Raw genomic sequence first — 24,400 nt, 5'->3', positions numbered from 1 at the left:
GAACACATACATCTTCAGGGACCGTGCCAATTGTCCCCCCTTCTTATGCTCGGTCACACCAGTAAGGCGACGTAAAACTTCTACCAATGTTCGTGTTTTACCAGAACCAGCCCCCGCAAAAAGGAAGTAGTTACGAGGTGGAATGTCCGTAAGGTAGCCGCAAATCTCTTCTACTACCCCTGAATCGCGCTCATTGCCGTCAAGAGTTAGTGAATTAATCATGGCATCGCCTCCTTGCTTGGCTCAAGCTGTGTCTGGAGCCATTCCAATGCATCCTCGATATATTTAGGACAGACAATCGGCTCTTCCGCAGCGACCATTTCAAAGATGCTTGCGGCAAAGTCTCCTTTATTAAAAGACCCATGCATTAATTTATGCAGAGCCGCGAGCAGTTCTGGAATATTCTCATTTTCAGCGACCTGTCTTGCTACTGAGCCCAGCGCACCCTTCGGCGGTTTGATTTGCTTCCCATCACCATCGACTTTTTCATCATTAAGTTGCTTAAACCAAGGGATATTTCCAAGAATTAGAGAGTCTTCAAAAGTACTTGGCCATTGACCACCAGCTTCGGCTACAGGCAATTGCCATGCGAAACGTACAGAACATTCGGCAATTTCGTTCCAGACAAGATGCTCATTTTTCGGGTTCTTGAAATCCTCAAGCTGTTGCAGCTTAGGGTGCCATCCGCAAAGAGTCGGGTTTCCACATTGCAGGCCGGGTTGTCCTGTATTAGCTACAGCAACTAAGGTTGTAGTCGGGTCCCCATTTTTTTTAGGCTTACCTGGTCTTTCTTCAACTGGATCGATGTCAGTAATAATTACAGTTGGAATACGGAGTCTTTCAACGAGAGATCTTAGCCGATGAGCATGGCTGCCACCAATATCAAGGAAGGACAGATAGCGGCTGTTGAGTGTTGCAAAATCTCTTTCAATGAAAAGAGGTAACAGCATTCGCTCAGCAACCCCCTCGACAAAGATTGCAGCATTGGCAAATAAAAGATCTGTGTGTTGAACGCGAAAATAACGTTCAGCGAATTGTCGGGTCGTTTTGTCATCACCAAATACTTGCCCAAGATTAACCACCTCAGTGGTAGGCATGTTTTGTTCTTCACTCTTAGCAATGCGGCGAACGTATCGTAGCCGGTCAAAATTCTCAGCATGTGCTAGATGACTAGAATGAGTACTGATAATCAATTGGCTTTTAAGACCTGACTCATCGCTACCGTTAGGATTGATTAGCTTATGTGCCTTACCCGGGAAAATACGTTGTACCTGTACGTGCAAATGAGCCTCGGGCTCCTCAATCATAACCAGATGAACAGGTACTGGAGCGCCCTTTTCAGGATTTAGGCGAGCAGCTTTGAAAGAAACTAGTTGGTAACTAAGGGACTGTAAATTCTGATAACCGAGACCAATGGAATATTCTGGGAGAAGCTCTTCTAATGAATCCTTCTGCATGCTGTATTGAACAGCTGTCCCATGGTCGAGTAATTCGGCTGTCTGTATGCGCGTGCGGAAACGAATCTCTTGGGGGTCATGTAAGCCGGGGTACCCAAGCTCTTTAACCTCTTCTACCGATGGTCCAATAGCCTCATGAATCTTTTTATCCAGTTCCTGTTGCGCCTCAGCAACAGCTTTTATGAGGTCAGCTCGGTGCCCATGACCTGTTGCTGCCACATTTAGATGCTGTCGAGCAAATTTGAGAAGCTGATTGGAGAATAAACCTATACGATGGGGACCAGAAGCAGACCGGGAATCAGCTTCCTCACTACCAAGGCCACGCTGTGCAGCCACAAAGTCTACTTTTATGATTTTCTGCAAATGTTTACGATCAATTGGACTAGAGTTAGCATCCAGTAACTGGCTAACATAAGTCTTTATTCCGTCCAAAGGGTTGTTATCTGCATCCAACTTATAGGCCCGAACCTGGCCGAGTAGAGAAGGTTCTCGCAGCCAAAAATCAAGAAGATCAATCGGCCACGCAAGCGAATCCTTTCCCATATCCTTCACAGGTATTCTCGTCAGGTGATACTTCCAAGCCAACTGCTTCAGATCCTCAATGTTCGTAGCAGGTTCCAGACGCAATCGGACACCTACCCCGCCCCCCTTCCAACTGAATTTTGACAAGAACGGAGAGACATAGTGGAACATACCGGCCTTAGCATCGAACCATAGATCTAGCGTTGGCATCGCCGAAAGTAAGGTTCCAAGTTGCTCTCCCCATTCATCTTCGGATGCGCCAGACGTAGACGGATCTTCTTCTAATGCGTCCCAAGCTCTTCCAAGTTCCCGCAATTTTGGCCATTGAGAAACACTGATGTCGAAAGCACCAAATGGCGAGCCATCTGCGAGGAAATGGCGCAGCGCTGCCAGAATTGATGTTTTGCCGCTATTATTAGCACCGACGAGAATAGTAGTCTTTGGATCAACTTCAAGCTGGACCTTACCAAGTCGCCGGAACTGGCGAAGCTCAACAAACCGAAGGGATATCTGCCCAGATAATGATGTGGTGGCGTCTGCTGCTGACATTGTGGCTCCTCTCAATCCGTATAGGGATGCGCCAACCTGTAGCAGCTTAGCGCCATGCCGTAAGCTCGAGTCCTTCCACCTTGATACTGTTGAGGCACAATTAGAAAGAATTGGAACGGCAAGTCATATTACCGCTTCGCTAAATAATACCAACCCTTAATTATACTCTAACTGATTCATGTCACAGTGTTTTTGGTCATCGGGTTAGCAATCGGCATGGCCTGTAGATTCGCGTAATGACGTAATCCCACTTGTTCAAGAACTATGTTCAAATATAAATCTCTTCCAGAGAGTGATCCTACCCCAGCGCCAGAAGGTGCTGATAAAGTACCAGCAGACACATAAAACAGTTGTTCGGCGGAATACTGACGTTGCGTGACTACGACGGTCAGGTTGCAGAGGTTTTTGGCCATGGAGTGTGCGCTGAACGAAATGACTAAGGCGGAGATGCCAGTAAGCGTGCGTATTACCTGAACAATGATCTGTTACAGGAAACTCGCCTTAAATTTTATTTATTCAACAAAGTCTTCAGAACCATCACACCTCAGAGCCATATCGTAACAACTATTGTCATTAAGATACCAAGGGAGAATGCATGGTCGATTCAATAAAAGGAAATAATAATATCTAATTTTAGAGTAACTATTTTTTCTTACCGCTTTATGCCGCAAATACAAATTTCTCGCTGACACACTAAAACCAGACTCCATAAACTTTGATCTGATTTTTTCTGAAATTGTAAGACTATTATTACCCTCATAATAAATTGCCAGAGCTGGTTCTACCCAACGGCTAACCTCAATATCAAATGCTCCCAGCGTTCCCAGCCAGCTTGCTTGCGTGCCACCAAACATTCGTTTATGAAAATAAAATCTGCTCATGTTTTTAAGAAGCATTTCAACATTAAAGCCCGAAACATCACCTTTACACTGAAAAATTACAAAGGAACCTAGATTATCTTCCAGCAACAAAATATCAATAAGTTTTTTATAATAACCAGCAATATTCTTTCGCTCTGAACAGGGCATTCGAATATCTGAGTCGGGTAAAACAAGAGTACGATTATTATTGAGCAACGTTATCACCGGCAATGCTCTTTGCAGCATCTTAAACTCAAAAAGTAAGCCTGCACGAATAAACTGCAGTGAAAATTCCGGGCCTGACTCCTTCGCAAATTTATCATGTTGACGAGAGTATTTCCCACATAAAACAATACCAAAACTCACCAATTCTCGATAAAAGCAGAGAGGGGCATTAGGATATTCCAGTGCATAGCAACATTCGGTAAGACGGTATCTGATATGAAGCGGCATGGTAAATAACTCATTATCATTCATTAACTCTTCCATTGCCTGAAAAAAGAATTCTCTGTCCACACCATTATAATCGGCAATATTGCAAAGTATGGCTATACTACAATTTCGGTTATGTTCATGAAGTTGCTCGTGAATCTCTCTGTTATAAAGTGCACCACCATCAACACCTTTATTATTGTGCTCAACTGTATCCAAAAAATAGTTACTATCAGTAGATAAGTAGATTTCAAGAGCACTCAGCAAATAATGCCTGGCTATCTGAGCCTGTTTTCCAGTTATCCCTGTCCTCTGAAGGATACTGTTGATTCTGCCAAAAATAAGGCGATACCACTCTTCTGCAACGGGGTCTGCGCATATGAGACTCATCACCACCTGACTAAAGTGAAGGCTGTCGATAGCATCAAACGCTGCTTTCTGTATGGATGTTGTGGCTGGCATAAGTTAGTGTCAAAAAAAGTAGGTGGTAATTGCCAATTTTAGACACCATTCGACTTCATTACAATCCATCGCATACCAGCCATTCGGCCCAGGTATTGAATAACGGAGAGCCGTTATTAAACAAATAACTTACATCCTTACAGTTCAATGAGGTAGAAAGATGACCACCTACACCCAGACGGTAAAAATCCTGCGCATGCGAGCAGTTGCGGCCAAACTCGGCATCGCTCGTTCCACCATCTACGACTGGCTTAATGCTAAGTCGCCACGTCATGATCCAGCATTCCCGAAACCCTACTCCTTGGGTAAGCAATCCGTTGGCTGGCTGGAATCCGAACTGGATGAATGGATTCTACAGCGTCGGGCAGCATAGGCTCCCTGACACCCCATTGCAGCGAATACTGCACTTGAACTAACACAAACCAATAGTGAACCCCCACCGTATGCCCTTACCCGGCAGGGTAAGTCGCATCGGTGATGTCACTTTTGAATTAATATAAAAAAATTCTAGGAAAATAAAAATGAGCTATTTGCCGTTGATGCCTGTATTCCAGCACCAAACCATCCCTGTATGGGCGTTTACATCTGTGATGCAAAATGCCATTAACCATCTACAGGATGGGGGTAAGATTCCGGTGGAATTAGCTGTCAATGTAACTTTGGCCGCTGTATCTGAAGCCTGTCAGCCCCTGGTTGAAGTGATCAATCCTTTTACTAATCTGCCTGAACCCGATGCACTTTACATCCTGACTCTGGCAGATTCAGGTACAGGGAAATCGACCGTAAACAAACTGCTCAGGGAGCCATTCGACAAGCTGAAAGCTGAGTTGGATGAAGCCTTTCAGAAGAAATTGGCTGCATACGAGCGTGATTATGCCGTCTGGGAGACAAAACTTCAGGCCCTGAAGAGCAACCTGCGTACCGCAGTCAAAAAATGCCTCTTTCCCAGCGACGCTGAAGCTGAACTGGCATTACATACGGACCTGAAGCCCAATAAACCTGTATTGCTCACCCTTGCCTACAACGATGCTTCGGTAGCTGCACTCATTGAAGGATTAAGTGAATATCCAACTGCAGCCGTGAACTCCGATGAAGCGAGCGGCTTTTTTGAATCCTGCGTGAAAGATAATCCAGCATTTTTTAATAAAGCCTGGGATGGTGATCTCTATGAACACAAACGTAGCCATCAAGCCACCCGCAGTTTTAAACCGACACTGACATTATCGTTAATGTTGCAGAGACCTCTCTTTCTCAATTTCATGAAAAAGCATCAGGACAAGCTTTTAAATAGTGGTCTGTTAGCCCGTTTCCTGTTTACGAATATCCCCACTAAAAATGTCACGAACATGGGCCATCGTCATCACTCGAATACATTTTTCCGTGATGAAACTGCAATACCTCTTTTTCATGAGCAGATTAAGAAGCTACTGAAAAAGCAGAAGCAACAAATCATTTCGGGTAAAATTGAGAAGAAAACACTCAAACTTTCCCCTGAAGCTGCAGAGTTTTGGGAAAATAAACGTGATATCTGGATTTCTTTACCAATAAATGATCCTCGTTGGTGTTGTATTGATTACATGCTGCAGAAAGCCAACACTAATACATTACGTATTGCTGGGTTGCTTCACTACTTCTCTGACCAAGAAACAGAAATTATTCCACTCAGTGTTGTTCAGAGTGCATCCCTTATCATGGATTGGTATCTCAACCAAGCAGTATCTTGGTTTTATCAGTTCACTGATGAATATAAGTTTTATCAGGATGTGGAAGAACTCCGCCAGTGGATTCATAATAAATTTACTGCCAATCGCTGGCTCCCATTCAAAAAGAATGACATCATCAAGTATGGACCCAATAAATTCCGCCGCAGCGACAAACTTGAACCTTTGATGAATTACATCATTGGTCAACCAGGAACGGGTTTTTTTACCACATTCCGGACAAGTGCTCATTCAGCCGAGTATATTACCTGGCGCATGAGCAATGGCTTTTACGCCCCACTCGCTGCACCTCCGGTTCAATACTTGCCACAGCAAGCGCCTAAGCTGATTAATTCGTCTGACATTGTCTAAGGCAGTCAATCAGCAGCATCATGATAGCAACTCATACTACTGAATTGTTATCAAAACCCACACTCAACAGGCTCATTAACACCTCTGCGTCATGGGCCTTTCATGCCTTAAAACAAAAGCATCCCTGCATTATTCCTAGCTACAATTGCTACAGTAGCAGGTTGTAGCAGTGTTTTGAGATACGCATGCCGTAAAAACACACCAAATCGCTCATTCTTCATCCACACTAATGCCCATCGGATCACCATGTTAACAAGTTGTTACAACGCACAACTCCTGTCGGCTTTAAGTAAATGTTACAGCGCGAGTTGCTACAACGATATTAAGCCCCTGCTACAACCCTATTCCATTCTGTCGTATACCGGTTCTCTTGAATATATCAGTACTGACTACAACCAAAATTACGCTTACCATCAACATAGCTTTTCGAGTAGAGTTTAGCCGTATACTCGAGATGCTGGAATATCTGATCATAATTAAGTTGAAAGGTTTTGCTATTAGTATCCAGCATAATGCTACCCTCAAGCACAAAATGCACCGACCGGTAATGCCGTTGATAATCAAGTTGTGTATGAAGGTTTAAAGCCCTTATCCATGCTTCCATGATCATCAATGCCAGATTATGTATATATACATTCCCAACGGGGCAATATGTACCGGTACTGTAGTACGCATCGTTATTCAGCATTAATGCGATATGATAATGCTTCTTCCCCTTGACCTCACCAAACTCTCTTGACCAGACATAACGAACATTGCAGGGATGAACTCGTTTACCTTCACTTCGCTTACGCTTCTGAGTTTGTTTAATCTGAGCCTTTAGTGATTCCATAAAACGCGTTATCAGTGTTGAGTCATCACGGTATTGTTCATAGACCTCATCGGGTATTCTTAAATCTATTCTGCGAACGTATGTCCTTGGGTATTCACTAAGTGATTTATTCAACGTGTCATGGATACGGTTGATATGAAGTTGGTTACATGGTCCATGTAATCTGCTGATGTAGGGTTTCATGTTTTAGTCCTTGTAATAATCATCTCAATATAATAAACCTGACATGTAATTAATTACTCTTCAGGTACTAGTATTGATTTTTAAAGGTGAGTATTGTTAATGATTGTTATATTTACTCCATCTTTATTATTATATTATTATAATACAGTATCAGACAGTAATTACTGCACTGATGTTACTTTTGCTATAGTAGAAGGAAACATGTAAAGCAGGGAATTAACTTACATAATATAACTCTGAAGTTAACGTCGCAGACGTAGCATCAAATTAAGTCATAAATACGCACTATCCCCCGTCCAAATTGCAGATAATTTCAAACCTATATCACCCGGATGAATCAGTCTGACGAATGTCATTCGGTTGCTGAAACTTGTTGATCTATCGCACCGATCGATATTCAATGCTTGATAGCTTAAATCTATTAATTATCGTAAATTGATCGATATTGCAATAGATAATAACGATCAATTCCTGGAAACTGATCTGTATTAACGATTATCCGCTAGCTCATTTAATCAATACGATCAGCCTGCTCCCCTGAAAACGGAAGCGGGCTTTTTTGTATTTAAATCATCAGGAAAGGAAGCTAAATGCTCAGAGACCATCATGCAACACTAGCAGGATTACTGCTGCTTAGTCACAGTGCCAGCGCCGTACAGGCTGACCAGCAATGGAGTGACTGGTACGGGAACATCAGTGCCATGGAGTTTGAACTCAATACTCAAAATACCGCAGGTGAAGTGCTCACACTGACCTGCACAAGCGGAAAGCTGTCTGCTGCTTACAGCGTACCTGCGGAGGATTACCGCGTCTCGTCACAAACAGGGCTTTCTGAACCTGGCGTCAGTATCAATGGTAAGAACCATCCTCTGGATGAAACAGCCTTTACTGCGCTAAAAGCGACGAGTGAAAAAGACGTAATAAAAATGACCTCTATGAATGCTGCCATATCTAAAAAATTCAGCGCCAAAGGGCTGAATGAGGCACTGGCTGATACCACATGGCAGGACTGTATTAATCATTAATTAACTGAAAGGAAACCTTATGCGTAAACTCGTTGTTTTATCTCTCAGCTCCGCAGCACTGTTTATTCCATTGGTCTCGTCTGCAATGACAATTCACGGAGATATACATCCCGAACGTTATACCTTTTTCCTGACTCAGGAAGGCAGTAGCCAACTAAAACAGGCGAATGATCGACTAGCCAGGAATCCTCAGGCTTACACGCTTGATGTGAATCATACCGGCATTCAACCCTTTGACGCTGTTCGCTGGGACGGGAAGCCTGTAAAAGCCGTCACCTGCGTCCTGGTAGACGGCGTGATGATGGGACAAAAAGCCACGTGGTCACAATGTAAAGACGAGAGTGGTGCTGAGTATTTCGGTAATAAAGGCTGGCTGGTACGTGATTACGTGGCAAAAGCCTGTGAAGTCGGAAAATCAGATTGTCCTGTTTATCTTGTGCTTCAGACAGACCCTCCAACAATGCGCAGCGATATGACTAATTTCGTTCCTGCCCCTAAAAACTTTAATGCTTCTGCAAACCTGACGGACGAAATTAAAAACAACGGATGTCAGATGGCTAACAATTCCTTTGAATATGCGAAAAGCAGTATTCGTTGTTCTGCAATCAACTCCGTGCGTTTTATTCGCAAACAAAATACCGAAGCCAAATATGAGGCTGATCTCACCACAACTTCAGGCGAAAACCTGACAATGACTGTCGGGTATACCTATGGAAATGCATCCAGCAAAGAACCGGGCTGGCGCACAATTTCTGTCAAAAAGGGGGGCATTATTACTGATATCCGCAAACAGGGCCAGTGGCTCCCTAATGGCTACAAGTAGAGGTGTTTTCCGTGCATAGTCAAAGTGAAGTGGTTACGAACATGCAGGTTAATGAGCCCCTTTGGCCCGATTGTACGTGGCAACTTGTCCTGTGCGTAACGGGGATTACGTTGATGCGAAGCCATTCGGTCACGGTCAAGGCTCTGGGGGCAGGTTTGACTACCTTTAGCCTGATTAAAGCGATAAAAAAACTCGCCGTACTTGCCTGATGGCAAGACGCGGAGGCCACAGGATAAAAATACGATGTCTGAAAATAGCACAGGAAAACTTCGTAGCTTTACAGAAAAGCTGAATTTCCCACGCGGAAAAGCACCTGCAGAAAATCATGACACATCTTCTGAACGCTTACCGGAAAACACGGTAAAACCTTCGATAATTGGTTCTGACAAATACAGGCTGTTACTGGAAAATATTGTCATCAATGGTCTGTTGAATATTGCCGAAGATAAACTTAGTGACGATGCTTTTGTTGAAGTTATTTTCAACAAAGCATATGAGCTTTTGCCTGTCCCGGTCAGGATGGTCCTTAAGCGGGAATGGTGCCTGAGTTACCTTCAGTCGCAAAAAGCGCCGATTCTGGTGAAACTGCAACTTTACCGCGTAGGAAAGCTTAGTCCTGCCGAACTATCTGCATTGCCGTTACCAGATTCAGAAAATGCTGCATCGCAGATACAACCTTCTGTTTTACCTGAGTAATTCTGCCTTTCAATCCAGGCCATCCTTCGGGGTGGCTTTTTTATGCCCATTTTTAAAGGAGTCGCCTATGACCCGTTTAACCAGCCGCTTCGGCTCAGTCAATCTCGTTCGCCGCGACCGTCCGTTAACCCGCGACGAACTGGCGCATTATGTGCCGAGTGTGTTTAGCGAAGAAAAGCATGAATCCCGCAGTGACAGGTACACCTACATTCCGACTATTTCCCTGCTAGAAAACTTACAATGCGAAGGCTTCCAGCCATTCTTCGCCTGTCAGACTCGAGTTCGGGACCAGAGCAAGCGAGAGCACACCAAACACATGCTGCGCCTGCGTCGCGAAGGCCAGATCACTGGCAAACAGGTGCCAGAAATCATCCTGCTTAACAGCCATGATGGTTCCAGTTCATACCAAATGCTGCCGGGGTTATTTAGATCGGTTTGCCAGAATGGTTTGATTTGTGGTGAGTCTTTCGGGGAGGTGCGCGTGCCGCATAAAGGCAATGTAGTGGAGAAAGTCATTGAAGGGGCTTACGAAGTGCTGGGGATTTTTGATCGAGTGGAAGGGAAGCGTGATGCAATGCAGTCGCTGATATTACCGCCACCTGCACAGCAGGCGATGGCGAAAGCGGCTTTAACCTATCGCTTTGGAGAAGATCATCAGCCGGTAACTGAATCACAAATCCTTTCCCCGCGCCGCTGGCAGGACGAAAGCAATGATCTCTGGACCACTTACCAGCGTATTCAGGAAAACCTTATCAAAGGCGGTCTCTCAGGTCGGACTGCCAATGGCAAGCGAGCCCACACACGAGCAGTTAAAGGTATCGACGGTGATGTGAAGCTCAATCGCGCGCTGTGGGTTATGGCCGAGAATATGCTGCAACTTGCTTCATGAAACTTTTGACCCTCCTTCATGCCATGCCAATACACAGGCGGGGCTTTTCATTTTAAGGAACTGACTATGTCAGCAATTCAACTATCCCCGGTATTCCCTGCAAACGAGCAGCGAGTCATCCGTCGAGCATTACGACTACTGGAAAAATATCAGCGTCAACCGAGTGAGTCGTTTACCTCCACCAGCATCACCAAGACCTGGCTTCAGCTACAGATGGCTCATCAGGAGCGGGAAGTCTTTATCGTGATATATCTCGATAACCAGCATTGCCTTTTGGGGCGAGAAACGCTGTTTACCGGCACGCTCAGCCATACCGAAGTACATCCGCGCGAAGTGGTGAAGTCAGCCCTGAAGCACAACGCCGCTGCAGTAATTCTGGCGCATAACCATCCGTCTGGTACGACAGAAATCAGTCAGCAGGATAAACACATCACCCAGCGAATAATGAAAGCGTTAGCACTAGTAGAAGTGCGAGTGCTGGATCATTTGGTTGTTGGGAACGAAGTGGTGTCTTTTGCTGAATGTGGTTGGTTGTGAGGTGCAGAATGAAAATAATCAGTAAGCGCCAGGCGATGCATATTTATCGTCAGCATCCCGAATCCCGGTTATCTGCCTTCTGTACAGGTCACTACCAGTGGCATGGCAGTGTCTGCCATTACTACGGACGTGAAGTTCAGGATATCAGCGGTGTACTCGCTGTTTTTGTTGAGCGTCGTCAGGACCGGGCAGGCCCATATGCCACCCTTCGCAGCGTGACGATGAATTAATCACTTCTCTCAGTCATTAAGGAATATGTTAATGCAATCGACCACCTTATCCGGCTCATCAGCGGAGAACACATCCTGCCTTCAGTGGGGATTAAAACGTAATATCACACCGTGCTTCGACGCTCGCCTGGTACAGGAAGGTAACCGTCTCTACTTTCTGGCTGATCGGGCTGGGTTTAATGGCTCATTCAGTGACGATGAAGCATTGCGTCTGGACCAGGTGTTTCCACTGATGATGAAACACCTGGAGCGGATGCTCACCACTGGAGAGCTTGATCCCCGCAGTCAGCACTCCGTCACTCTGCATCACAACGGACTCACTTGTGAAGCTGACACTCTCGGCTCTCATGGCTACGTTTACATCGCTATTTATCCCCAGTCAGCCGTAACCAGGTAACACCTTCCTCTTCCTTTATCAGGGACTCAACTCATGCATATTTCAACTGTACCGGTCACGGTGCCAGTTTCGTCACGCCTGTCGCCCGTGCAGGTCTGGCAGCAACTATTAACTTATCTGCTGGAACACCATTACGGTCTAACGCTAAACGACACACCATTCCATGATGATTCAGCCATCCAGGAACATATCGAAGCGGGAATAACACTGGCTGATGCGGTGAACTTTCTGGTGGAACGCTATGAACTGGTGCGCATCGACCGTAAAGGATTCACCTGGCAGGAGCAGACACCATTCCTGACCACTATCGATTTACTCAGAGCCAGGCGAGCTACCGGATTAGTGCACACATAAATAGCGCAAGTCTTTCTCCCTATCTCGCTTTATTTTTCTCATCAAAAAGGGGTGAAAAAACTTTTAGGCACCTGTATAGGCACCAAAGAAAAGTTGAATTAGAGGTTAGCTAAGTTATTTCAATGAATTACAACACCAATTCAGACTCCGCCAGCCCAAATTTGGTGCGTCAGTGGTAGGACAACAGGTTTAAAAACAGGAAGTTAGCAAAATCAGTTGGACTAGACACTGGCAACATTAAGACTAGAAAGTGCACGTGAAATGCACGCGCATTTGAAAGTTACTAAAAGCTCACTTCGGTGGGCTTTTTTATTGCTTTCTGAGTACACCTACCAAAATATAAATAGTTCGTAGTGGTACTGTAGTAAAATCCCATTTCCCCTATTTTATAATATAGGCTTGCTTTTCCGCCTCACAATTTGGTGGAGAATAAAGTAAGACAAACACGACATTTTACATAAACTCTCCTTATCAGTTTGCTGCATCAGTAGGTATATTCAGGTATACTAAATTACTTATTCTCTTCTCAATACGAATGATTGAAATGATTAAGTTATTCACTAAATACTTTTCGGTTGGAATTTTAAACACTCTTATACATTGGTCCATTTTTGGGCTACTGACAGTGTTCCTTTCAACCTCTCAAGCTATAGCTAACTTAATAGGCTTCATAGCTGCTGTTAGTTTTTCCTTTTTTGCTAATGCAAAATTCACGTTCAAAGCTAAAGCGACTACAGCACGATACTTATCATTTACCTTATTTATGGGGCTATTAAGTTACTTGACTGGTTATGTTTCAGACCAGCTACGATTCCCCCCTATCGCAACTTTAATAATTTTTTCTTCGATTAGCCTCGTATTAGGTTTTCTTTACTCCAAAATCTTTGTTTTCAGAGATACTCCACAATGAAAATATCATTAGTAGTGCCCGTTTATAACGAAGAAGAAGCTATCCCTATATTTTATAAGTCAGTAAGAGAACACCCGATTCTTAATCAATATGATATCGAAATAGTCTTCATAAATGATGGAAGTAAAGACAGCACTGAAAATATTATCAATGCATTAGCTATTGCTGACCCTTTAGTACTCCCTTTAAACTTCACGCGAAATTTTGGTAAGGAACCGGCTTTGTTTGCGGGCCTTGAATACGCAACTGGAGAAGCTGTAATACCTATTGATGTAGACCTTCAAGATCCTATTGATGTTATTCCACAGCTCATAGATAAATGGCAACAAGGCGCAGATATTGTTCTCGCAAAAAGAGCTAATCGTACTAGTGATACATGGTTAAAACGCAAAACAGCTGAATGGTTTTACAAGCTCCATAATAAAATTAGCGCGCCTGAAATTGAAGAAAATGTTGGCGATTTTAGGTTGATATCTCGTCAGAGTATCGAATATATAAAATTATTACCTGAGCGTAATTTATTCATGAAAGGTATCCTTTCATGGGTGGGTGGAAAAATTGATGTTGTTGAATACAGCAGAGCAGAAAGATCTGCTGGAGAAAGTAAATTCAATGGCTGGAAATTATGGAACTTAGCCTTAGAAGGTATAACAAGTTTTTCTACTTTTCCATTACGCGTTTGGACTTACATTGGTTTATTTGTTGCTTTTGCATCTTTTATCTATGGTGGTTGGATGATGGTAGATAAATTAATTTGGGGTAATCCTGTTCCTGGTTATCCTTCATTACTTGTTTCTATTCTATTTTTAGGTGGAGTTCAGCTTATTGGTATTGGTGTACTCGGTGAGTATATTGGTCGTATTTATACTGAAAGCAAAGCAAGGCCTAGATACTTGCTAAAAAAGACAGATTATATTGAGAACAAAAATGACTAACTACTTAAAACGTATTAATTTAGGCTACATAAGTGTCCTAATTGTCTTTTCGCTTATTTTTTTAGTCGAATACTATACACCTATGCATTCTGATGACTATGTGTATTATATTAAAGGAAATTCATTATCTGCTCATGTATCTCACTACCTTTCATGGAGTGGAAGATTTGTATCAGACTATTTTAGCACTCTAGTTCTTACATCAGGCTCTAACATACTAAAAAATAGTATGATTGCATTTGTATTAACAATGATGATCTTTTTAATTACTAAAATAAGTAGTAACTCTGACACAAGTAAAAAAACATTTTTTTTACAGTTTATTGTTTTATTTTCAATTTACTGGGTTACAAACCCAGCTCTTGGTCAAATTGTTTTTTGGGTTGTTGGTGCAGCAAATTATCTTGTCACAAATTTATTTATTGTTATTTATCTTTATTTTTTATTTCGTTATCTTGATGATAAAAAGTATCTAATCCCTCTCATAATCAGTTCTTTTTTTGCTGGATGCAGTAATGAAAATACGAGTTGGATTATAGTTGCCATTTCAGTAATTACCTCCTGTTATGTTTTTTTTAAACATAAAAACAGACTTATTATCTTTTCATCTGTACTTGTTATACTTGGGTTTGTAACTTTGATTTCGAGCCCTGGTAATTTTCATCGAGCCGCTCTTTTCACTGATTTTTACTCCCTCAGTACGACAGAAAAAATCACATATTTTTTATCGGATAAACTTTCACATTCATTTACTAAAACGTGGGGTGTACTAGTTGCTTCATTACTTTTACTGCTAACTTATGTAGGTGAAAAGAAGTCAAAAAGCTTTTATCTTTCATTATTGTTTATCCTATTAGGCTTTTTAAGTATATTTTCCATGGTTGCATCCCCAACATTTCCTACTAGGTCTTTGAGTGGCGCTCACCTTTTTTATGTTATTTCATGCTCCTTTTCTATTGGATACGCATTTAGTATGAAAAATAAAAGAGGAATCGCAATTACATATTTTATTGGTATTTTAACTCTTTGTGGTTTCATTTTTTCATATATTCAAATGGTTTATTCATATAATGCAATAACGACTCAAGAGAAAATAAGAATTTATGCAATAAACGAAGAAATAATTGGTGATTCTAAAACCGATAAGATACCCGAGTATTACTATCCACGCTCTTTCAGAGGTGGTGACGAAATGGATTTATATCATAATCCTGATGCAATGGCTGAATACTTTAACATTAGCCATCCGATTGAAACCTATAAAATAGACTATAACTACGCAGTTATTTTAGATGGGATAAAATTGCCACTACCTAATGTAACAAATACAAATGTTTCAAATCTATTCTTAGGTAAAGATAGATTTTTGAAAGGAACAACTATAGCCCTACAACTTGTTGATAACAAAAAGTTAATGTCAAATGAAAGCTATAGAATAATAGTAATGGATGACAAAAACAAAATACATACTGAAGAGAATAACAAGATAGACTCTATTTATGGTATGAATTTAGTTGGTTTCACTATTCCAGTTTCACCTAAAAATATAAAATCCATTAATTTCATTGTAGATATGGATAACAAAAAAACAATTGAACAACAAGTGATCTTTTAATTTAAGTGTGGTGTGCATATTACAATGCACGCCACACTTTTATTTATTAATATCACTTAACTTAATCGATACCACCCCATCAGCATGATATAGGCGTTGGTAACTGTTAAGGCCGTTCCTGAACCGAGGTTTTCCGTGTTACCTGAATAGGTATGCGTATGCGCTCCACTATTAGACGTTTCACCTGACCATGTTTTAGATGCGTTAAATACATATTTATAGCCACCAGTAGTGTTATTACCATTATAGCCAGTTCCCCCGTTAGTAAGACTAAAAGCGCCTGTTGCCATGGAGTGAATAGCATTATCACTCCGGATATATCCAAACTCCCCTGTAATATTCATTGTCCCACGTGTGTGGGTAATGTAGCCCTGTGTTACGCCAACTGCCTGAGCAAACTCAGACTGGCTAATTTGCTGTTGCTTTAGGTAGATATTTAATTTCATTTGTTAGCTCCTTTTTAACTTAACAATGCAACATTAGCAATGCTAATTAAATAAATCAATAGCAACGCTATTGGAAAAATATTAGTAATACAAATAAACTAGACGGTATGAACAGAAAAATTTCCGAATCTGACAAGGTAGCAGCCCAGAATTTACGCAATATCTGGGAAAGCAAACGTGAATCTCTCGGCTTAACTCAAGAAAAAGCCGCGGAGGCACTTGGTTTTGCTACGCAGGGAGCGGTTAGTCAGTACCTAAATGGCCGTACCGCTTTAAATACAGATACCACACTAAAATTTGCTGCCTTACTTCGCGTTGACCCTGAAGATATCAACCCTGAATTAAAAATTTTACTCGACTACGTCAGGTCAACAAATCGAAATGTTGAGATAGCTCAGCCGCAACAATCGATTAGAAATGATCACAACACATTGAGATTAATGGATATATATGCGAAAGCAGGCCCGGGTGGTTTTATTAACAATGACTTCCCAGATACCATAAAATCTATCGAGTTTTCTTCCGAAAAAGTTTTTGAGCTATTTGGCCGTAAAAGCCTGAAAGGCATTGAGATGATTAATATCAGTGGTGATAGCATGTCCCCTGCAATTAATCCTAGAGATGTTGTCTTTGTCGATACACATAGCGACTTTTTTGATGGGGATGGCGTTTATGTGTTTAGTTTTGAAAATTCTCTATTCATTAAACGACTACAACGCGTTAAAGGCCGAAAACTTGCGGTCAAATCAGATAATCCCGCCTATGAAACCTTTTATATCGAAGAGTCTGAGATGCATGACTTGCGTGTGATCGGTAAAGTTATAAAATCTCTTCCCATAAAAATGGTTGATTTTGCTTAACTAAAACAAACAGTTAAATACCGCCGCTAATATTAGCGGCTTTTTTTTGCTCAAAATAATTAGCAATGCTATTGATAATTAAAAATAGCGATGCTAATGTTTATTTCATTAATACAAACACCGCAAGTGTTTAGATAAGTGTTCAGACTTAAAAATTAGCCCACACCAGGGAAACAGTTAGACCAAAACCAGAGGCAAGACCAGACAGCTCGGAAAGACGAGTATTGATTTGCAGACGTAAAAAAACCCACCGAAGTGGGTTCCTTTACCTCGGGTCGCCGACCAAAGCTAACCGAGAGTTCTACTAGCGCGACCAAACGCTAGAAGAGGCAAGACCAATGATAAATCACTGATCACAGTTATTTTAAAGGAGCTGCTATGAAAGCACAACCTAAAACCCTAAGCGTTACTCTGTATATTCACGCACAAAAGCAATTTGACGGTTCATATCGATACTATGCCCAAACATTTAAAACAGAAGCTAATTCATGTTTAGGCTTCGTTATTGCTGAACATACTACCGAGATTCCATTTACAGAACCAACAAATACAGAACTTGTTCAGTTAGAAATTAACGCACTCAAAGCTGAGCAAAGCAAAATTCTTGCTGATGCACAGGTGAAATCAAGCTTACTGGAAGACCAGATCCAGATGCTGCTGTGTTTAGAAGGAAAACCCATTTCTAAAACTGACGAACAAATCCCTTATTAAGAGGCAAGACCAATGACAACTTTTATCTGTGTATTTGAGCCGACGACCGAGGCTCGAACCAATGGCGCTGTACCTTTAACCATCGGTTTCAATGCGGCTAACTCTAAGATTGCAGCAGCAACGGCAATGATTAAGCTATCAGAAGCTTATCCTGACTCGATGGATAACTTTAATATTGATGAGCCGATTATTTGTGAAGACTCAGTCGGCTCTTCGCGCCCTGCACTTGATCAGTTCGATGAAACCTTTGCACTTGAAAATGAGTTCGACGGAGAAAAATGGCAACCCATTAAATATAAAGAATTTAAAAAGCTGGCCACTAAACCTCGCATAGCTGCTTTATTGCTATTTAGTAAAACTCAAATCACTGATAAGGAATACACTTTTACATTAAAGGTACTAAGCGAAGAAGCAGAACCTAAAATTCGTAATATCGCCACTGGCCTTGCCGAAATCACCAAAGTGTCATTAATGGATGCTGAAGCCACGATGGAAATTGCACAGGCGGTTTATGAGCATGCTGACGATAATGTCACTATCGAAGAGGCTAAGGCGCTTGGTGAAAGTTGGTTAACCGAGGAACCTGAACTTCCTCCCGTTGAGGACGAGCCTGTCCTTAAACGTGATTATGCCGCACTTGACCTCGAAATTGCCCTCGCTCTCATGGACGTTAAACCCAACGATGCAAAAAGCGCAGATATTCGCAAAGCAAAAGAACTCATCAGCGCTGAAGATAAAGCATGGAAGCGTTTATCAATGGATTTACGTACCTTCCCTAGCGTTCTAGATATCCCTCGTGAAAACATATTTGCACTAGTGGCTGAGGCACGCGAAAAGCCCGAACTATTTGATGATGCGAATGCCCGTAAAGCGTTTATCGATTCAAAACTTAGTACCAACAACCCAAAAGTAACATCTCTAGGTAGTGGCCGTTTCGCTGTTGATAATTTAGATGCCAAGCCGGCTAATGATGAAACACCTGAGCAACCGGCTAAAGCAGAAAAAACAAAACGCACAAGCAAGAAAAAAGAAACACCGACTAAAGTAGAAAAAGTACCTGAGCCGGTTTTGATTGAAACACCTGTTATTTCTGCGCCAATTGCCAGTGAACAAGATGACTTTCAACAACGCGCAGTAGTCATTGATGAAGTGATCGACAGTAATAATGACCACCTCAATATTTGGAAACGAGTTCAGCGTACTGATGCGCGATTTACTAAACCGCTTGATGGGGTTGGTTATACCGGAACCAGTATTAACAGCACTTACATGTTTATGCGTGCGACTGAAATATTTGGCCCTATTGGTGAAGGCTGGGGTTATGAAATCGTTGAAGAGAAATTCGTGAATGGTAAACCCCTTGCGGAGCCGGTTCTCGATGAACGTAATAAGCAAGTCACCACGCGTTTTTTACGAGACGGTGACGGCTCTTTATTCTGCGAACAGAACCACTCACTCAAGATCCGCTTTTGGTACACCATAGAATGTGAAACGCGAGGTGAATTTGAAAGCTACGGCGCTACACCTTACCGCTATCAAACCACCTATGGTATTAAGGTTGACGGTGAAGTATTTAAAAAATCACTGACTGATGCCATCAAAAAAGCACTTTCCATGCTGGGCTTCAGCTCTGACGTCTATATGGGTAACCACCATGAAACAACCACAATTAACCCCTTGGGTACCCAAGGAACAATTATTAACTGAGTTTGATATTAAGTTAGGCAAGCTAGCTGCCAGTGTCAAAAACAGACCATGTACTGAAGCTGATATCAAACATGCCTGCAACATTGCTGACCAACTTATTTTATTAATGATGAGGCAAGACCAAGATGAAACAAAATATCACAGAAGGCTATGATTTATTTCGCCGCGACATTAAACAAGCGGACATAGGAGGAAGTTATGTTATATGAATGTTTGCCTATTTCCGCGTACTGCAATATGTACGGAGAAACACCAGAGTCCATTAATAAGCGCATACAACGGCAATATTGGATAGTCAGTGTACATGTTTTAAAAGTTGAAGGTTCAAAAGAACGTTGGATTGATATTGCTGAGGTGAATAAGTGGGCGCGAAAAAACAAACAGGCTACGCACTACCAAGAGGGGTGACGGTTCGTAACAACAAAACCAGCCAAACTATTGTTATCACGTTTACTTATAGAGGGGCGCTCTGTAGAGAGCCTCTCTCAAGATTAACCGTCGATAATAAAAATATTAAATACGCTGAAAGGTTGCTTGCTGAAATTCAAAATAACATTGAAAAAGGCACTTTTAATTACGCTAAATATTTTCCTAACTCTAAAAAATTAATGCTTTTTGGTGTTAATAATCGTGAAAAAAGAGTGATTGATTATTTAGAGGAATATTTAGTTATTTGCGAAACTCGAAATTTATCGCCCTCAACGATTGGTGGTTATAAAAAATGCAAAAGTGCCTTATCTGATTTGCACCAATTACATGTTTCATCACTGACACCAGCTAAATGGAAGGATGACTTTAGAGATAATATTGCATCTAGTGATTTAAATACTATTTACGATGAAATTTACACAGATCAAAAAGGAATCTGTGCTTACTGTGAAATAACTCTTAGATGGCCTACAGAGGAATTTACTGATGATTTCAGAGTTGAACACTTCCACCCTGAAAATTGTGGAGATAACAATAACCATAACTACTCTCTTGACTGGTTAAATCTTTTAGGGTGCTGCCATGGAGGAACCGCTAAGACATCAAAAAGCTATAATACCTCTTATCCTGGGAAAAAAAATCATAGTTGTGATGTACCCAAACAAAATAAAGTACTTGATGATATTATTTTAGACCCTCTATTAGATCTACCTGAGAATATAACTTATTTTGATTTTGATGAAGATGGCTGTATTTTTGTTAGTAAAAACTGTCCTGATGCTATGAAAGCAAAAGCTCAAGCTACTATTAATGAACTCAATCTAGATTGTAGTAGATTAAGGTATTTTCGGTTCACCGTTATAGAGACCCTACGTGAAAAAATTGAGGGTGAGCAAGAATATATACAAAATGAAGAAGCTTTAGATGAAGTAATTTTTCAGCTTAGAGAGGATTTATTAAATTCAGAATATAAGCATGAATTTTATTCAACAATCGATTGGTACCTACCCTAATTATTATGTATTTAAAAATTTAGACTTTTTGGCTAATTTCTAATGGCCTATACCTTGACCTCCATGTGCACGCCTAGTGCACATGATTGATGATTACTAGAAATACTCTTTTACAATCAATTAATTAAGAAATTACGGACTCGGGTTCAACCCCCGCCAACAAACTTGGTGAGTCAGTGATAGGACAACAGGTTTAAAAACAGGAAGTTAGCAAAATCAGTTGGACTAGACACTGGCAACATTAAGACTAGAAAGTGCACGTGAAATGCACGCGCATTTGAGAGTTACTAAAAGCCCACTTCGGTGGGCTTTTTTATTACACCTCAAAAAATTAGAGACGATGAGTCTCGACCAACAATATTAAATATCTACCAGTGATATATTACTCCTGCGAAAATAACATAACTAAAATTCAGTAATCTGCTTCATTTATCATAGATATACATTCATATCGCTAATATAATGGATTATAAGTTTTTTTAGTATTCCCATGATTTATGTTACCGAGGCTCATAATGCAACAACGTAAAAAGACCGTTCCGATTTTAATTGCACTTATCGTCATACTCGCAATTACTGCTATCGTGTTTAATCGCATGTATATGAAATACAGGCATGAAAACAAAGTATTGCAAAGTACCATCGGTACCGAGACCCTTATCAATAATGGTTTATCATATGAAAAAACCGGTATTGATAAGACTGTCAAAGCACTATATGAAAATACAGCAAAGGATTGTGGTGCAAACTCACCAGCCTATGAGTGTTCAGGTTTAGTTACCCATGGTCTAAGATTGCAAGAACAACAATCGCCATGGTCACACCGACCAATTGATGAAAATAATAGTGTCGCATTCTCTTTTTTACGCAAAGATCATAAATTTTCATCTTCTGCCGACTACGGCAGTGGGTTTATTTTCTTCCCATTAAAATCAGTCCCGCAAAGTAAAGATAGCTATACCGTTCTTTGTGCATACCCAGCGGATGGTTCAACGGACGCTAAAAAAACAAATAACTTTGGTTGTGGGCCTTTAGTTGATGAGACTATCCCAGATTTCTATTCAAAAGAAATATTAGCCAAAGTGAAAGAAAATGGCATCGAAAAGAATTCTGGAAACTGCCTTGATTACAATTTAGATACAGCTCAAAAATGGTTTGATTTCCATATTAAAAATCATTATTTCCAAGATAAATCTATCATTATGAATATGTTCTCTTGCTCATACCCGATGGCTGGGAATGAGAAAAGTGCAGAATCATTCAGTGTAGTTACTGATATTAGAAAGCTACTTGATGAAAAAGAAGAATATAAGCCAACTAACTGGAACAATGAATTGCTTATTACTGCATGGAATAGCAGTAAACCAGAAACACTTCCTATTATGGCTATATTCTATACCATTGGGGAAACTACAACTTTAAATAATGCTTTATTATACCAACGTAGTTTCTTTGATAAAACAGGCGAAATTATTCCTATCGTTGGTATCAAATTCCCTGCAGATAAAAATGATGAAGCTGAGTTTGTCGAATTTGTTAACAAAGTTGATACAAAATAGCTTAGATAAAATAAGCGTGCATTTGCACGCTTATGGCCTTATCTCAACTCAGACCAAATACTGACCCCACTATTCGCGACGCCACTTGAATAATTAAATTTATATCTTGCACCTGAAGGTACAATGATTGTTGTCTGAGGCTTAGAATTCCCCCCATATCCCACAGATCTTGCAACTAGTACATCGTTTACATATGCATCTAATCCCACATAAGTATCACGAGCACCATTAGTTGTTACAGAAACAAAAATAGGTTTGTTCGTTGCATTCGTGTAATTGGTACCAATTACACGTGAAGCCGTCACATTTTGCCATGTTTGCCCATACCCCAAACCACTCCCTGCTGCAAGTTTGTTATCAATTTCCGCTTTTGTATAAGTACCTACATCTGCCGCGTTCAATGATACATCAGCACTCAAGACTTTGTTGTTGACTTTACGAGTATTAGGTACTCGATTATTAGCGTTATTATTCGCATTTGTCGCCGCAGTATTTGCAGCATTCGCTGTATTTTGTGCGTTAGTCCCTGCTGCTTTGGCGTCTGCAATCCTAGGGGCTGTTGGTCTTTGTGTTTTTTTTGAACGGCATGGTGATGTTGTATAATTGATTTCGCCAAAAATTAACAATACAAATAGTCACCATGCTGCGAACAATGTTAACAGAAAAACAGTGGGTTATGCTATCTCAACTGATGAAAAATACAGGGCGAGTTTACAATAAATACGAACATCGAATGACGTTTGAAGGGATTCTATATCGAATGAGAACGGGCTGTCCTTGGCGAGATATTCCTAAAGCATTTGGGGAGTGGAATACGATTTTTAGACGATTTAATCTTTGGTCTAAAAAAGGGATTATTCGTCTACTATTCAATGAATTATCACGAACATCTGATAGTAAATACCTCTTCATTGACGGAACGATTGTCTGAGATCATCAACATGCTACGGGAGCAGCAACAGAAGACAGTGAAGAGATAGGAAAGAGTCGTGGTGGTAATTCTACTAAAATCCACTTAGCGGTTGACAGTCATGGCTATCCTATCAATTTTGAGTTATCCGGTGGACAAAGAAACGATATTGTTTTTGCTGAAGAATTAGTTGCAAATAGCCCTACATGTGATTTCACAGTAGCGGATAAAGGTTATGACAGTGAGAAATTTCGTGCTTACTTGACGAATATAAAATGGTCGACGCCAATGATCCCAAGACGAAAAGTGAATCTATTAAACAATGATCATATGGACTGGGAACTTTATAAGATAAGGCATTTTGTTGAAAATGCGTTCGCACGGATTAAGCATTTTAGAGCCATATCAAGTAGATATGATAAATTGGCAAGAAATTACTCATCGATGGTCGCCCTTTCATTAATCATGATGTGGATACCAAAATACCGATGAGTAATTTTTATACAGAGATCAACAGCCCCTAGGTAAAGCAATTACGGGACGAAAGGGCTGGGAAAACGCCAAAAGCGTCCCCCATCACACCCGAGTAAATTGAAATACGTGAATTAAAGAAAAAACTTCAACGTATTGAAATGGGAAATGAAATATTAAAAAAGGCTACCGCGCTCTTGATGTCAGACTCCCTGAACAATTTGCGTTAATCGGAAAGCTCAGAGTGCATTATCCTATAGTCACTCTCTGCCATGTTTTCGCGGTTCATCGCAGTAGTTATAAATACTGGAAATATCGTTCTGTTGAGCCAGATAAAAGGCGTATCGAGTTGCGGAGCCAAGTTCAGGAACTACATCACCTAAGTCACGGCTCTGCATTAAACGGAAACACATACATCGCGAATAGTAGGCTTTCTGTCACTGATATTTTTCTTTTCCAAACAACCCAGAGGGCATTGAATTTAGGGTTCAAAATGCCTCAAAACGTTATTGCA

General features: G+C 41.1%; 25 protein-coding genes and 4 pseudogenes. 23 read left to right on the top strand and 6 right to left on the bottom strand.

From position 1 onward, the window contains the following. Together PSF67_RS17785 and PSF67_RS17780 are read right to left on the bottom strand one after the other, a co-directional pair. A pseudogene (locus PSF67_RS17785) lies at window positions 1–222 on the bottom strand (UvrD-helicase domain-containing protein); the annotation flags it as partial. Continuing rightward, window positions 219–2,528 carry an AAA family ATPase gene (locus tag PSF67_RS17780; RefSeq protein ID WP_272677387.1) on the bottom strand — a complete coding sequence of 770 codons (2,310 nt, stop codon included), beginning with the start codon at window positions 2,526–2,528 and terminating at the stop codon, window positions 219–221. The pseudogene PSF67_RS17785 and the gene PSF67_RS17780, both read right to left, overlap by 4 nt. Between PSF67_RS17780 and PSF67_RS17775 the strand changes: the two genes are divergently transcribed. Beyond that, window positions 2,509–2,688 carry a hypothetical protein gene (locus PSF67_RS17775; RefSeq protein ID WP_272677386.1) on the top strand — a complete coding sequence of 60 codons (180 nt, stop codon included), beginning with the start codon at window positions 2,509–2,511 and terminating at the stop codon, window positions 2,686–2,688. The genes PSF67_RS17780 and PSF67_RS17775 overlap by 20 nt on opposite strands. Before the next feature lie 181 nt (window positions 2,689–2,869). After that, a pseudogene (locus tag PSF67_RS17770) lies at window positions 2,870–3,002 on the top strand (IS5/IS1182 family transposase); the annotation flags it as partial. Between the two features lie 38 nt (window positions 3,003–3,040). Here PSF67_RS17770 and PSF67_RS17765 read toward each other — a convergent pair. Further along, window positions 3,041–4,282: a hypothetical protein gene (locus PSF67_RS17765; protein ID WP_131000364.1), complete on the bottom strand. Its 1,242-nt coding sequence runs from the start codon at window positions 4,280–4,282 to the stop codon at window positions 3,041–3,043. A gap of 160 nt (window positions 4,283–4,442) precedes the next feature. Between PSF67_RS17765 and PSF67_RS17760 the strand changes: the two genes are divergently transcribed. Next, window positions 4,443–4,655, top strand: coding sequence for a helix-turn-helix transcriptional regulator (locus tag PSF67_RS17760; RefSeq protein ID WP_112014386.1), 213 nt, complete (start codon window positions 4,443–4,445; stop codon window positions 4,653–4,655). Between the two features lie 148 nt (window positions 4,656–4,803). Continuing rightward, window positions 4,804–6,354, top strand: coding sequence for a DUF3987 domain-containing protein (locus PSF67_RS17755; protein WP_131000365.1), 1,551 nt, complete (start codon window positions 4,804–4,806; stop codon window positions 6,352–6,354). Window positions 6,355–6,733: 379 nt separating this feature from the next. Here the strand turns inward: PSF67_RS17755 and PSF67_RS17750 are convergent, their stop codons facing one another. Further along, window positions 6,734–7,369, bottom strand: a complete 636-nt coding sequence (locus PSF67_RS17750; protein WP_181212972.1) for an inovirus Gp2 family protein — start codon at window positions 7,367–7,369, stop codon at window positions 6,734–6,736. 590 nt (window positions 7,370–7,959) lie between these two features. Between PSF67_RS17750 and PSF67_RS17745 the strand changes: the two genes are divergently transcribed. The 11 genes from PSF67_RS17745 (at window position 7,960) to PSF67_RS17695 (ending at window position 15,780) form a co-directional block, all read left to right on the top strand. After that, the gene (locus PSF67_RS17745) at window positions 7,960–8,394 is read left to right on the top strand and encodes a hypothetical protein (RefSeq protein WP_117037059.1); all 435 of its coding nucleotides are present in this window, start codon (window positions 7,960–7,962) and stop codon (window positions 8,392–8,394) included. 19 nt (window positions 8,395–8,413) lie between these two features. Then, entirely contained in the window at window positions 8,414–9,217 is an 804-nt protein-coding gene (locus PSF67_RS17740; protein ID WP_131000367.1) for a hypothetical protein, read from the top strand. A 243-nt stretch (window positions 9,218–9,460) separates the two neighbouring features. Beyond that, complete coding sequence (locus PSF67_RS17735) at window positions 9,461–9,913, top strand: hypothetical protein (RefSeq protein WP_131000369.1); 453 nt, start codon at window positions 9,461–9,463, stop codon at window positions 9,911–9,913. A 67-nt stretch (window positions 9,914–9,980) separates the two neighbouring features. Continuing rightward, window positions 9,981–10,802 (top strand): DUF932 domain-containing protein, encoded by an 822-nt coding sequence (locus tag PSF67_RS17730; protein WP_131000370.1) that lies wholly within the window; start codon window positions 9,981–9,983, stop codon window positions 10,800–10,802. Window positions 10,803–10,868: 66 nt separating this feature from the next. Beyond that, the gene (gene radC / locus PSF67_RS17725; protein WP_131000371.1) at window positions 10,869–11,339 is read left to right on the top strand and encodes a RadC family protein; all 471 of its coding nucleotides are present in this window, start codon (window positions 10,869–10,871) and stop codon (window positions 11,337–11,339) included. 8 nt (window positions 11,340–11,347) lie between these two features. Further along, window positions 11,348–11,569, top strand: a complete 222-nt coding sequence (locus PSF67_RS17720) for a DUF987 domain-containing protein (RefSeq protein WP_131000372.1) — start codon at window positions 11,348–11,350, stop codon at window positions 11,567–11,569. Between the two features lie 31 nt (window positions 11,570–11,600). Continuing rightward, complete coding sequence (locus PSF67_RS17715; protein WP_131000373.1) at window positions 11,601–11,966, top strand: type IV toxin-antitoxin system YeeU family antitoxin; 366 nt, start codon at window positions 11,601–11,603, stop codon at window positions 11,964–11,966. Between the two features lie 33 nt (window positions 11,967–11,999). Further along, window positions 12,000–12,320, top strand: a complete 321-nt coding sequence (locus tag PSF67_RS17710) for a TA system toxin CbtA family protein (protein ID WP_131000374.1) — start codon at window positions 12,000–12,002, stop codon at window positions 12,318–12,320. A 544-nt stretch (window positions 12,321–12,864) separates the two neighbouring features. Beyond that, window positions 12,865–13,230 (top strand): GtrA family protein, encoded by a 366-nt coding sequence (locus tag PSF67_RS17705; protein ID WP_004912862.1) that lies wholly within the window; start codon window positions 12,865–12,867, stop codon window positions 13,228–13,230. Next, on the top strand, window positions 13,227–14,165 hold the full coding sequence (locus tag PSF67_RS17700; RefSeq protein WP_272677364.1) for a glycosyltransferase family 2 protein: 939 nt from the start codon (window positions 13,227–13,229) through the stop codon (window positions 14,163–14,165). Before PSF67_RS17705 ends, PSF67_RS17700 begins: the two co-directional genes overlap by 4 nt. Beyond that, window positions 14,158–15,780: a DUF6056 family protein gene (locus PSF67_RS17695; protein WP_272677363.1), complete on the top strand. Its 1,623-nt coding sequence runs from the start codon at window positions 14,158–14,160 to the stop codon at window positions 15,778–15,780. Before PSF67_RS17700 ends, PSF67_RS17695 begins: the two co-directional genes overlap by 8 nt. A 56-nt stretch (window positions 15,781–15,836) precedes the next feature. Here the strand turns inward: PSF67_RS17695 and PSF67_RS17690 are convergent, their stop codons facing one another. Further along, window positions 15,837–16,226, bottom strand: a complete 390-nt coding sequence (locus PSF67_RS17690) for a helix-turn-helix domain-containing protein (protein ID WP_272677361.1) — start codon at window positions 16,224–16,226, stop codon at window positions 15,837–15,839. A gap of 107 nt (window positions 16,227–16,333) precedes the next feature. On the opposite strand from PSF67_RS17690, the gene PSF67_RS17685 reads away from it, so the two are divergent. The 6 genes from PSF67_RS17685 (at window position 16,334) to PSF67_RS17660 (ending at window position 22,505) form a co-directional block, all read left to right on the top strand. Continuing rightward, window positions 16,334–17,086 (top strand): LexA family transcriptional regulator, encoded by a 753-nt coding sequence (locus PSF67_RS17685; protein WP_272521720.1) that lies wholly within the window; start codon window positions 16,334–16,336, stop codon window positions 17,084–17,086. Window positions 17,087–17,464: 378 nt separating this feature from the next. After that, a complete protein-coding gene (locus PSF67_RS17680) occupies window positions 17,465–17,797 on the top strand; it encodes a hypothetical protein (RefSeq protein WP_272677359.1) in 333 nt (110 codons plus the stop codon). A 12-nt stretch (window positions 17,798–17,809) separates the two neighbouring features. Continuing rightward, window positions 17,810–19,504, top strand: a complete 1,695-nt coding sequence (locus PSF67_RS17675; protein ID WP_272677357.1) for a hypothetical protein — start codon at window positions 17,810–17,812, stop codon at window positions 19,502–19,504. 198 nt (window positions 19,505–19,702) lie between these two features. Continuing rightward, window positions 19,703–19,912 carry an excisionase gene (locus PSF67_RS17670; protein ID WP_272677355.1) on the top strand — a complete coding sequence of 70 codons (210 nt, stop codon included), beginning with the start codon at window positions 19,703–19,705 and terminating at the stop codon, window positions 19,910–19,912. Beyond that, complete coding sequence (locus PSF67_RS17665; RefSeq protein ID WP_272677354.1) at window positions 19,867–20,946, top strand: retron system putative HNH endonuclease; 1,080 nt, start codon at window positions 19,867–19,869, stop codon at window positions 20,944–20,946. Before PSF67_RS17670 ends, PSF67_RS17665 begins: the two co-directional genes overlap by 46 nt. A gap of 515 nt (window positions 20,947–21,461) precedes the next feature. Further along, window positions 21,462–22,505: a hypothetical protein gene (locus PSF67_RS17660; RefSeq protein WP_272524223.1), complete on the top strand. Its 1,044-nt coding sequence runs from the start codon at window positions 21,462–21,464 to the stop codon at window positions 22,503–22,505. A gap of 38 nt (window positions 22,506–22,543) precedes the next feature. Here the strand turns inward: PSF67_RS17660 and PSF67_RS17655 are convergent, their stop codons facing one another. After that, window positions 22,544–23,131: a hypothetical protein gene (locus PSF67_RS17655; RefSeq protein ID WP_272677391.1), complete on the bottom strand. Its 588-nt coding sequence runs from the start codon at window positions 23,129–23,131 to the stop codon at window positions 22,544–22,546. 14 nt (window positions 23,132–23,145) lie between these two features. Between PSF67_RS17655 and PSF67_RS17650 the strand changes: the two are divergent. Beyond that, window positions 23,146–23,907 (top strand): annotated as a pseudogene (locus PSF67_RS17650) (IS5 family transposase). A 32-nt stretch (window positions 23,908–23,939) separates the two neighbouring features. Beyond that, window positions 23,940–24,283 (top strand): annotated as a pseudogene (locus tag PSF67_RS17645) (IS3 family transposase); the annotation flags it as partial. Window positions 24,284–24,400 lie beyond the last annotated feature (117 nt).

The organism is Providencia sp. PROV076 (assembly GCF_028483405.1).
GTDB lineage: Bacteria > Pseudomonadota > Gammaproteobacteria > Enterobacterales > Enterobacteriaceae > Providencia > Providencia huaxiensis.
The sequence above is the reverse complement of the archived record's forward strand: the minus strand, read 5'-3'. Positions and strand labels throughout refer to the sequence as shown.

Coding starts and splice junctions, on each gene's coding strand:
- PSF67_RS17780 (WP_272677387.1), bottom strand. CDS start 2,528: ATGTCAGCAGCAGACGCCACCACATCATTATCTGGGCAGATATCCCTT.
- PSF67_RS17765 (WP_131000364.1), bottom strand. CDS start 4,282: ATGCCAGCCACAACATCCATACAGAAAGCAGCGTTTGATGCTATCGAC.
- PSF67_RS17760 (WP_112014386.1), top strand. CDS start 4,443: ATGACCACCTACACCCAGACGGTAAAAATCCTGCGCATGCGAGCAGTT.
- PSF67_RS17755 (WP_131000365.1), top strand. CDS start 4,804: ATGAGCTATTTGCCGTTGATGCCTGTATTCCAGCACCAAACCATCCCT.
- PSF67_RS17750 (WP_181212972.1), bottom strand. CDS start 7,369: ATGAAACCCTACATCAGCAGATTACATGGACCATGTAACCAACTTCAT.
- PSF67_RS17745 (WP_117037059.1), top strand. CDS start 7,960: ATGCTCAGAGACCATCATGCAACACTAGCAGGATTACTGCTGCTTAGT.
- PSF67_RS17740 (WP_131000367.1), top strand. CDS start 8,414: ATGCGTAAACTCGTTGTTTTATCTCTCAGCTCCGCAGCACTGTTTATT.
- PSF67_RS17735 (WP_131000369.1), top strand. CDS start 9,461: ATGTCTGAAAATAGCACAGGAAAACTTCGTAGCTTTACAGAAAAGCTG.
- PSF67_RS17730 (WP_131000370.1), top strand. CDS start 9,981: ATGACCCGTTTAACCAGCCGCTTCGGCTCAGTCAATCTCGTTCGCCGC.
- radC (WP_131000371.1), top strand. CDS start 10,869: ATGTCAGCAATTCAACTATCCCCGGTATTCCCTGCAAACGAGCAGCGA.
- PSF67_RS17720 (WP_131000372.1), top strand. CDS start 11,348: ATGAAAATAATCAGTAAGCGCCAGGCGATGCATATTTATCGTCAGCAT.
- PSF67_RS17715 (WP_131000373.1), top strand. CDS start 11,601: ATGCAATCGACCACCTTATCCGGCTCATCAGCGGAGAACACATCCTGC.
- PSF67_RS17710 (WP_131000374.1), top strand. CDS start 12,000: ATGCATATTTCAACTGTACCGGTCACGGTGCCAGTTTCGTCACGCCTG.
- PSF67_RS17705 (WP_004912862.1), top strand. CDS start 12,865: ATGATTAAGTTATTCACTAAATACTTTTCGGTTGGAATTTTAAACACT.
- PSF67_RS17700 (WP_272677364.1), top strand. CDS start 13,227: ATGAAAATATCATTAGTAGTGCCCGTTTATAACGAAGAAGAAGCTATC.
- PSF67_RS17695 (WP_272677363.1), top strand. CDS start 14,158: ATGACTAACTACTTAAAACGTATTAATTTAGGCTACATAAGTGTCCTA.
- PSF67_RS17690 (WP_272677361.1), bottom strand. CDS start 16,226: ATGAAATTAAATATCTACCTAAAGCAACAGCAAATTAGCCAGTCTGAG.
- PSF67_RS17685 (WP_272521720.1), top strand. CDS start 16,334: ATGAACAGAAAAATTTCCGAATCTGACAAGGTAGCAGCCCAGAATTTA.
- PSF67_RS17680 (WP_272677359.1), top strand. CDS start 17,465: ATGAAAGCACAACCTAAAACCCTAAGCGTTACTCTGTATATTCACGCA.
- PSF67_RS17675 (WP_272677357.1), top strand. CDS start 17,810: ATGACAACTTTTATCTGTGTATTTGAGCCGACGACCGAGGCTCGAACC.
- PSF67_RS17670 (WP_272677355.1), top strand. CDS start 19,703: ATGTTATATGAATGTTTGCCTATTTCCGCGTACTGCAATATGTACGGA.
- PSF67_RS17660 (WP_272524223.1), top strand. CDS start 21,462: ATGCAACAACGTAAAAAGACCGTTCCGATTTTAATTGCACTTATCGTC.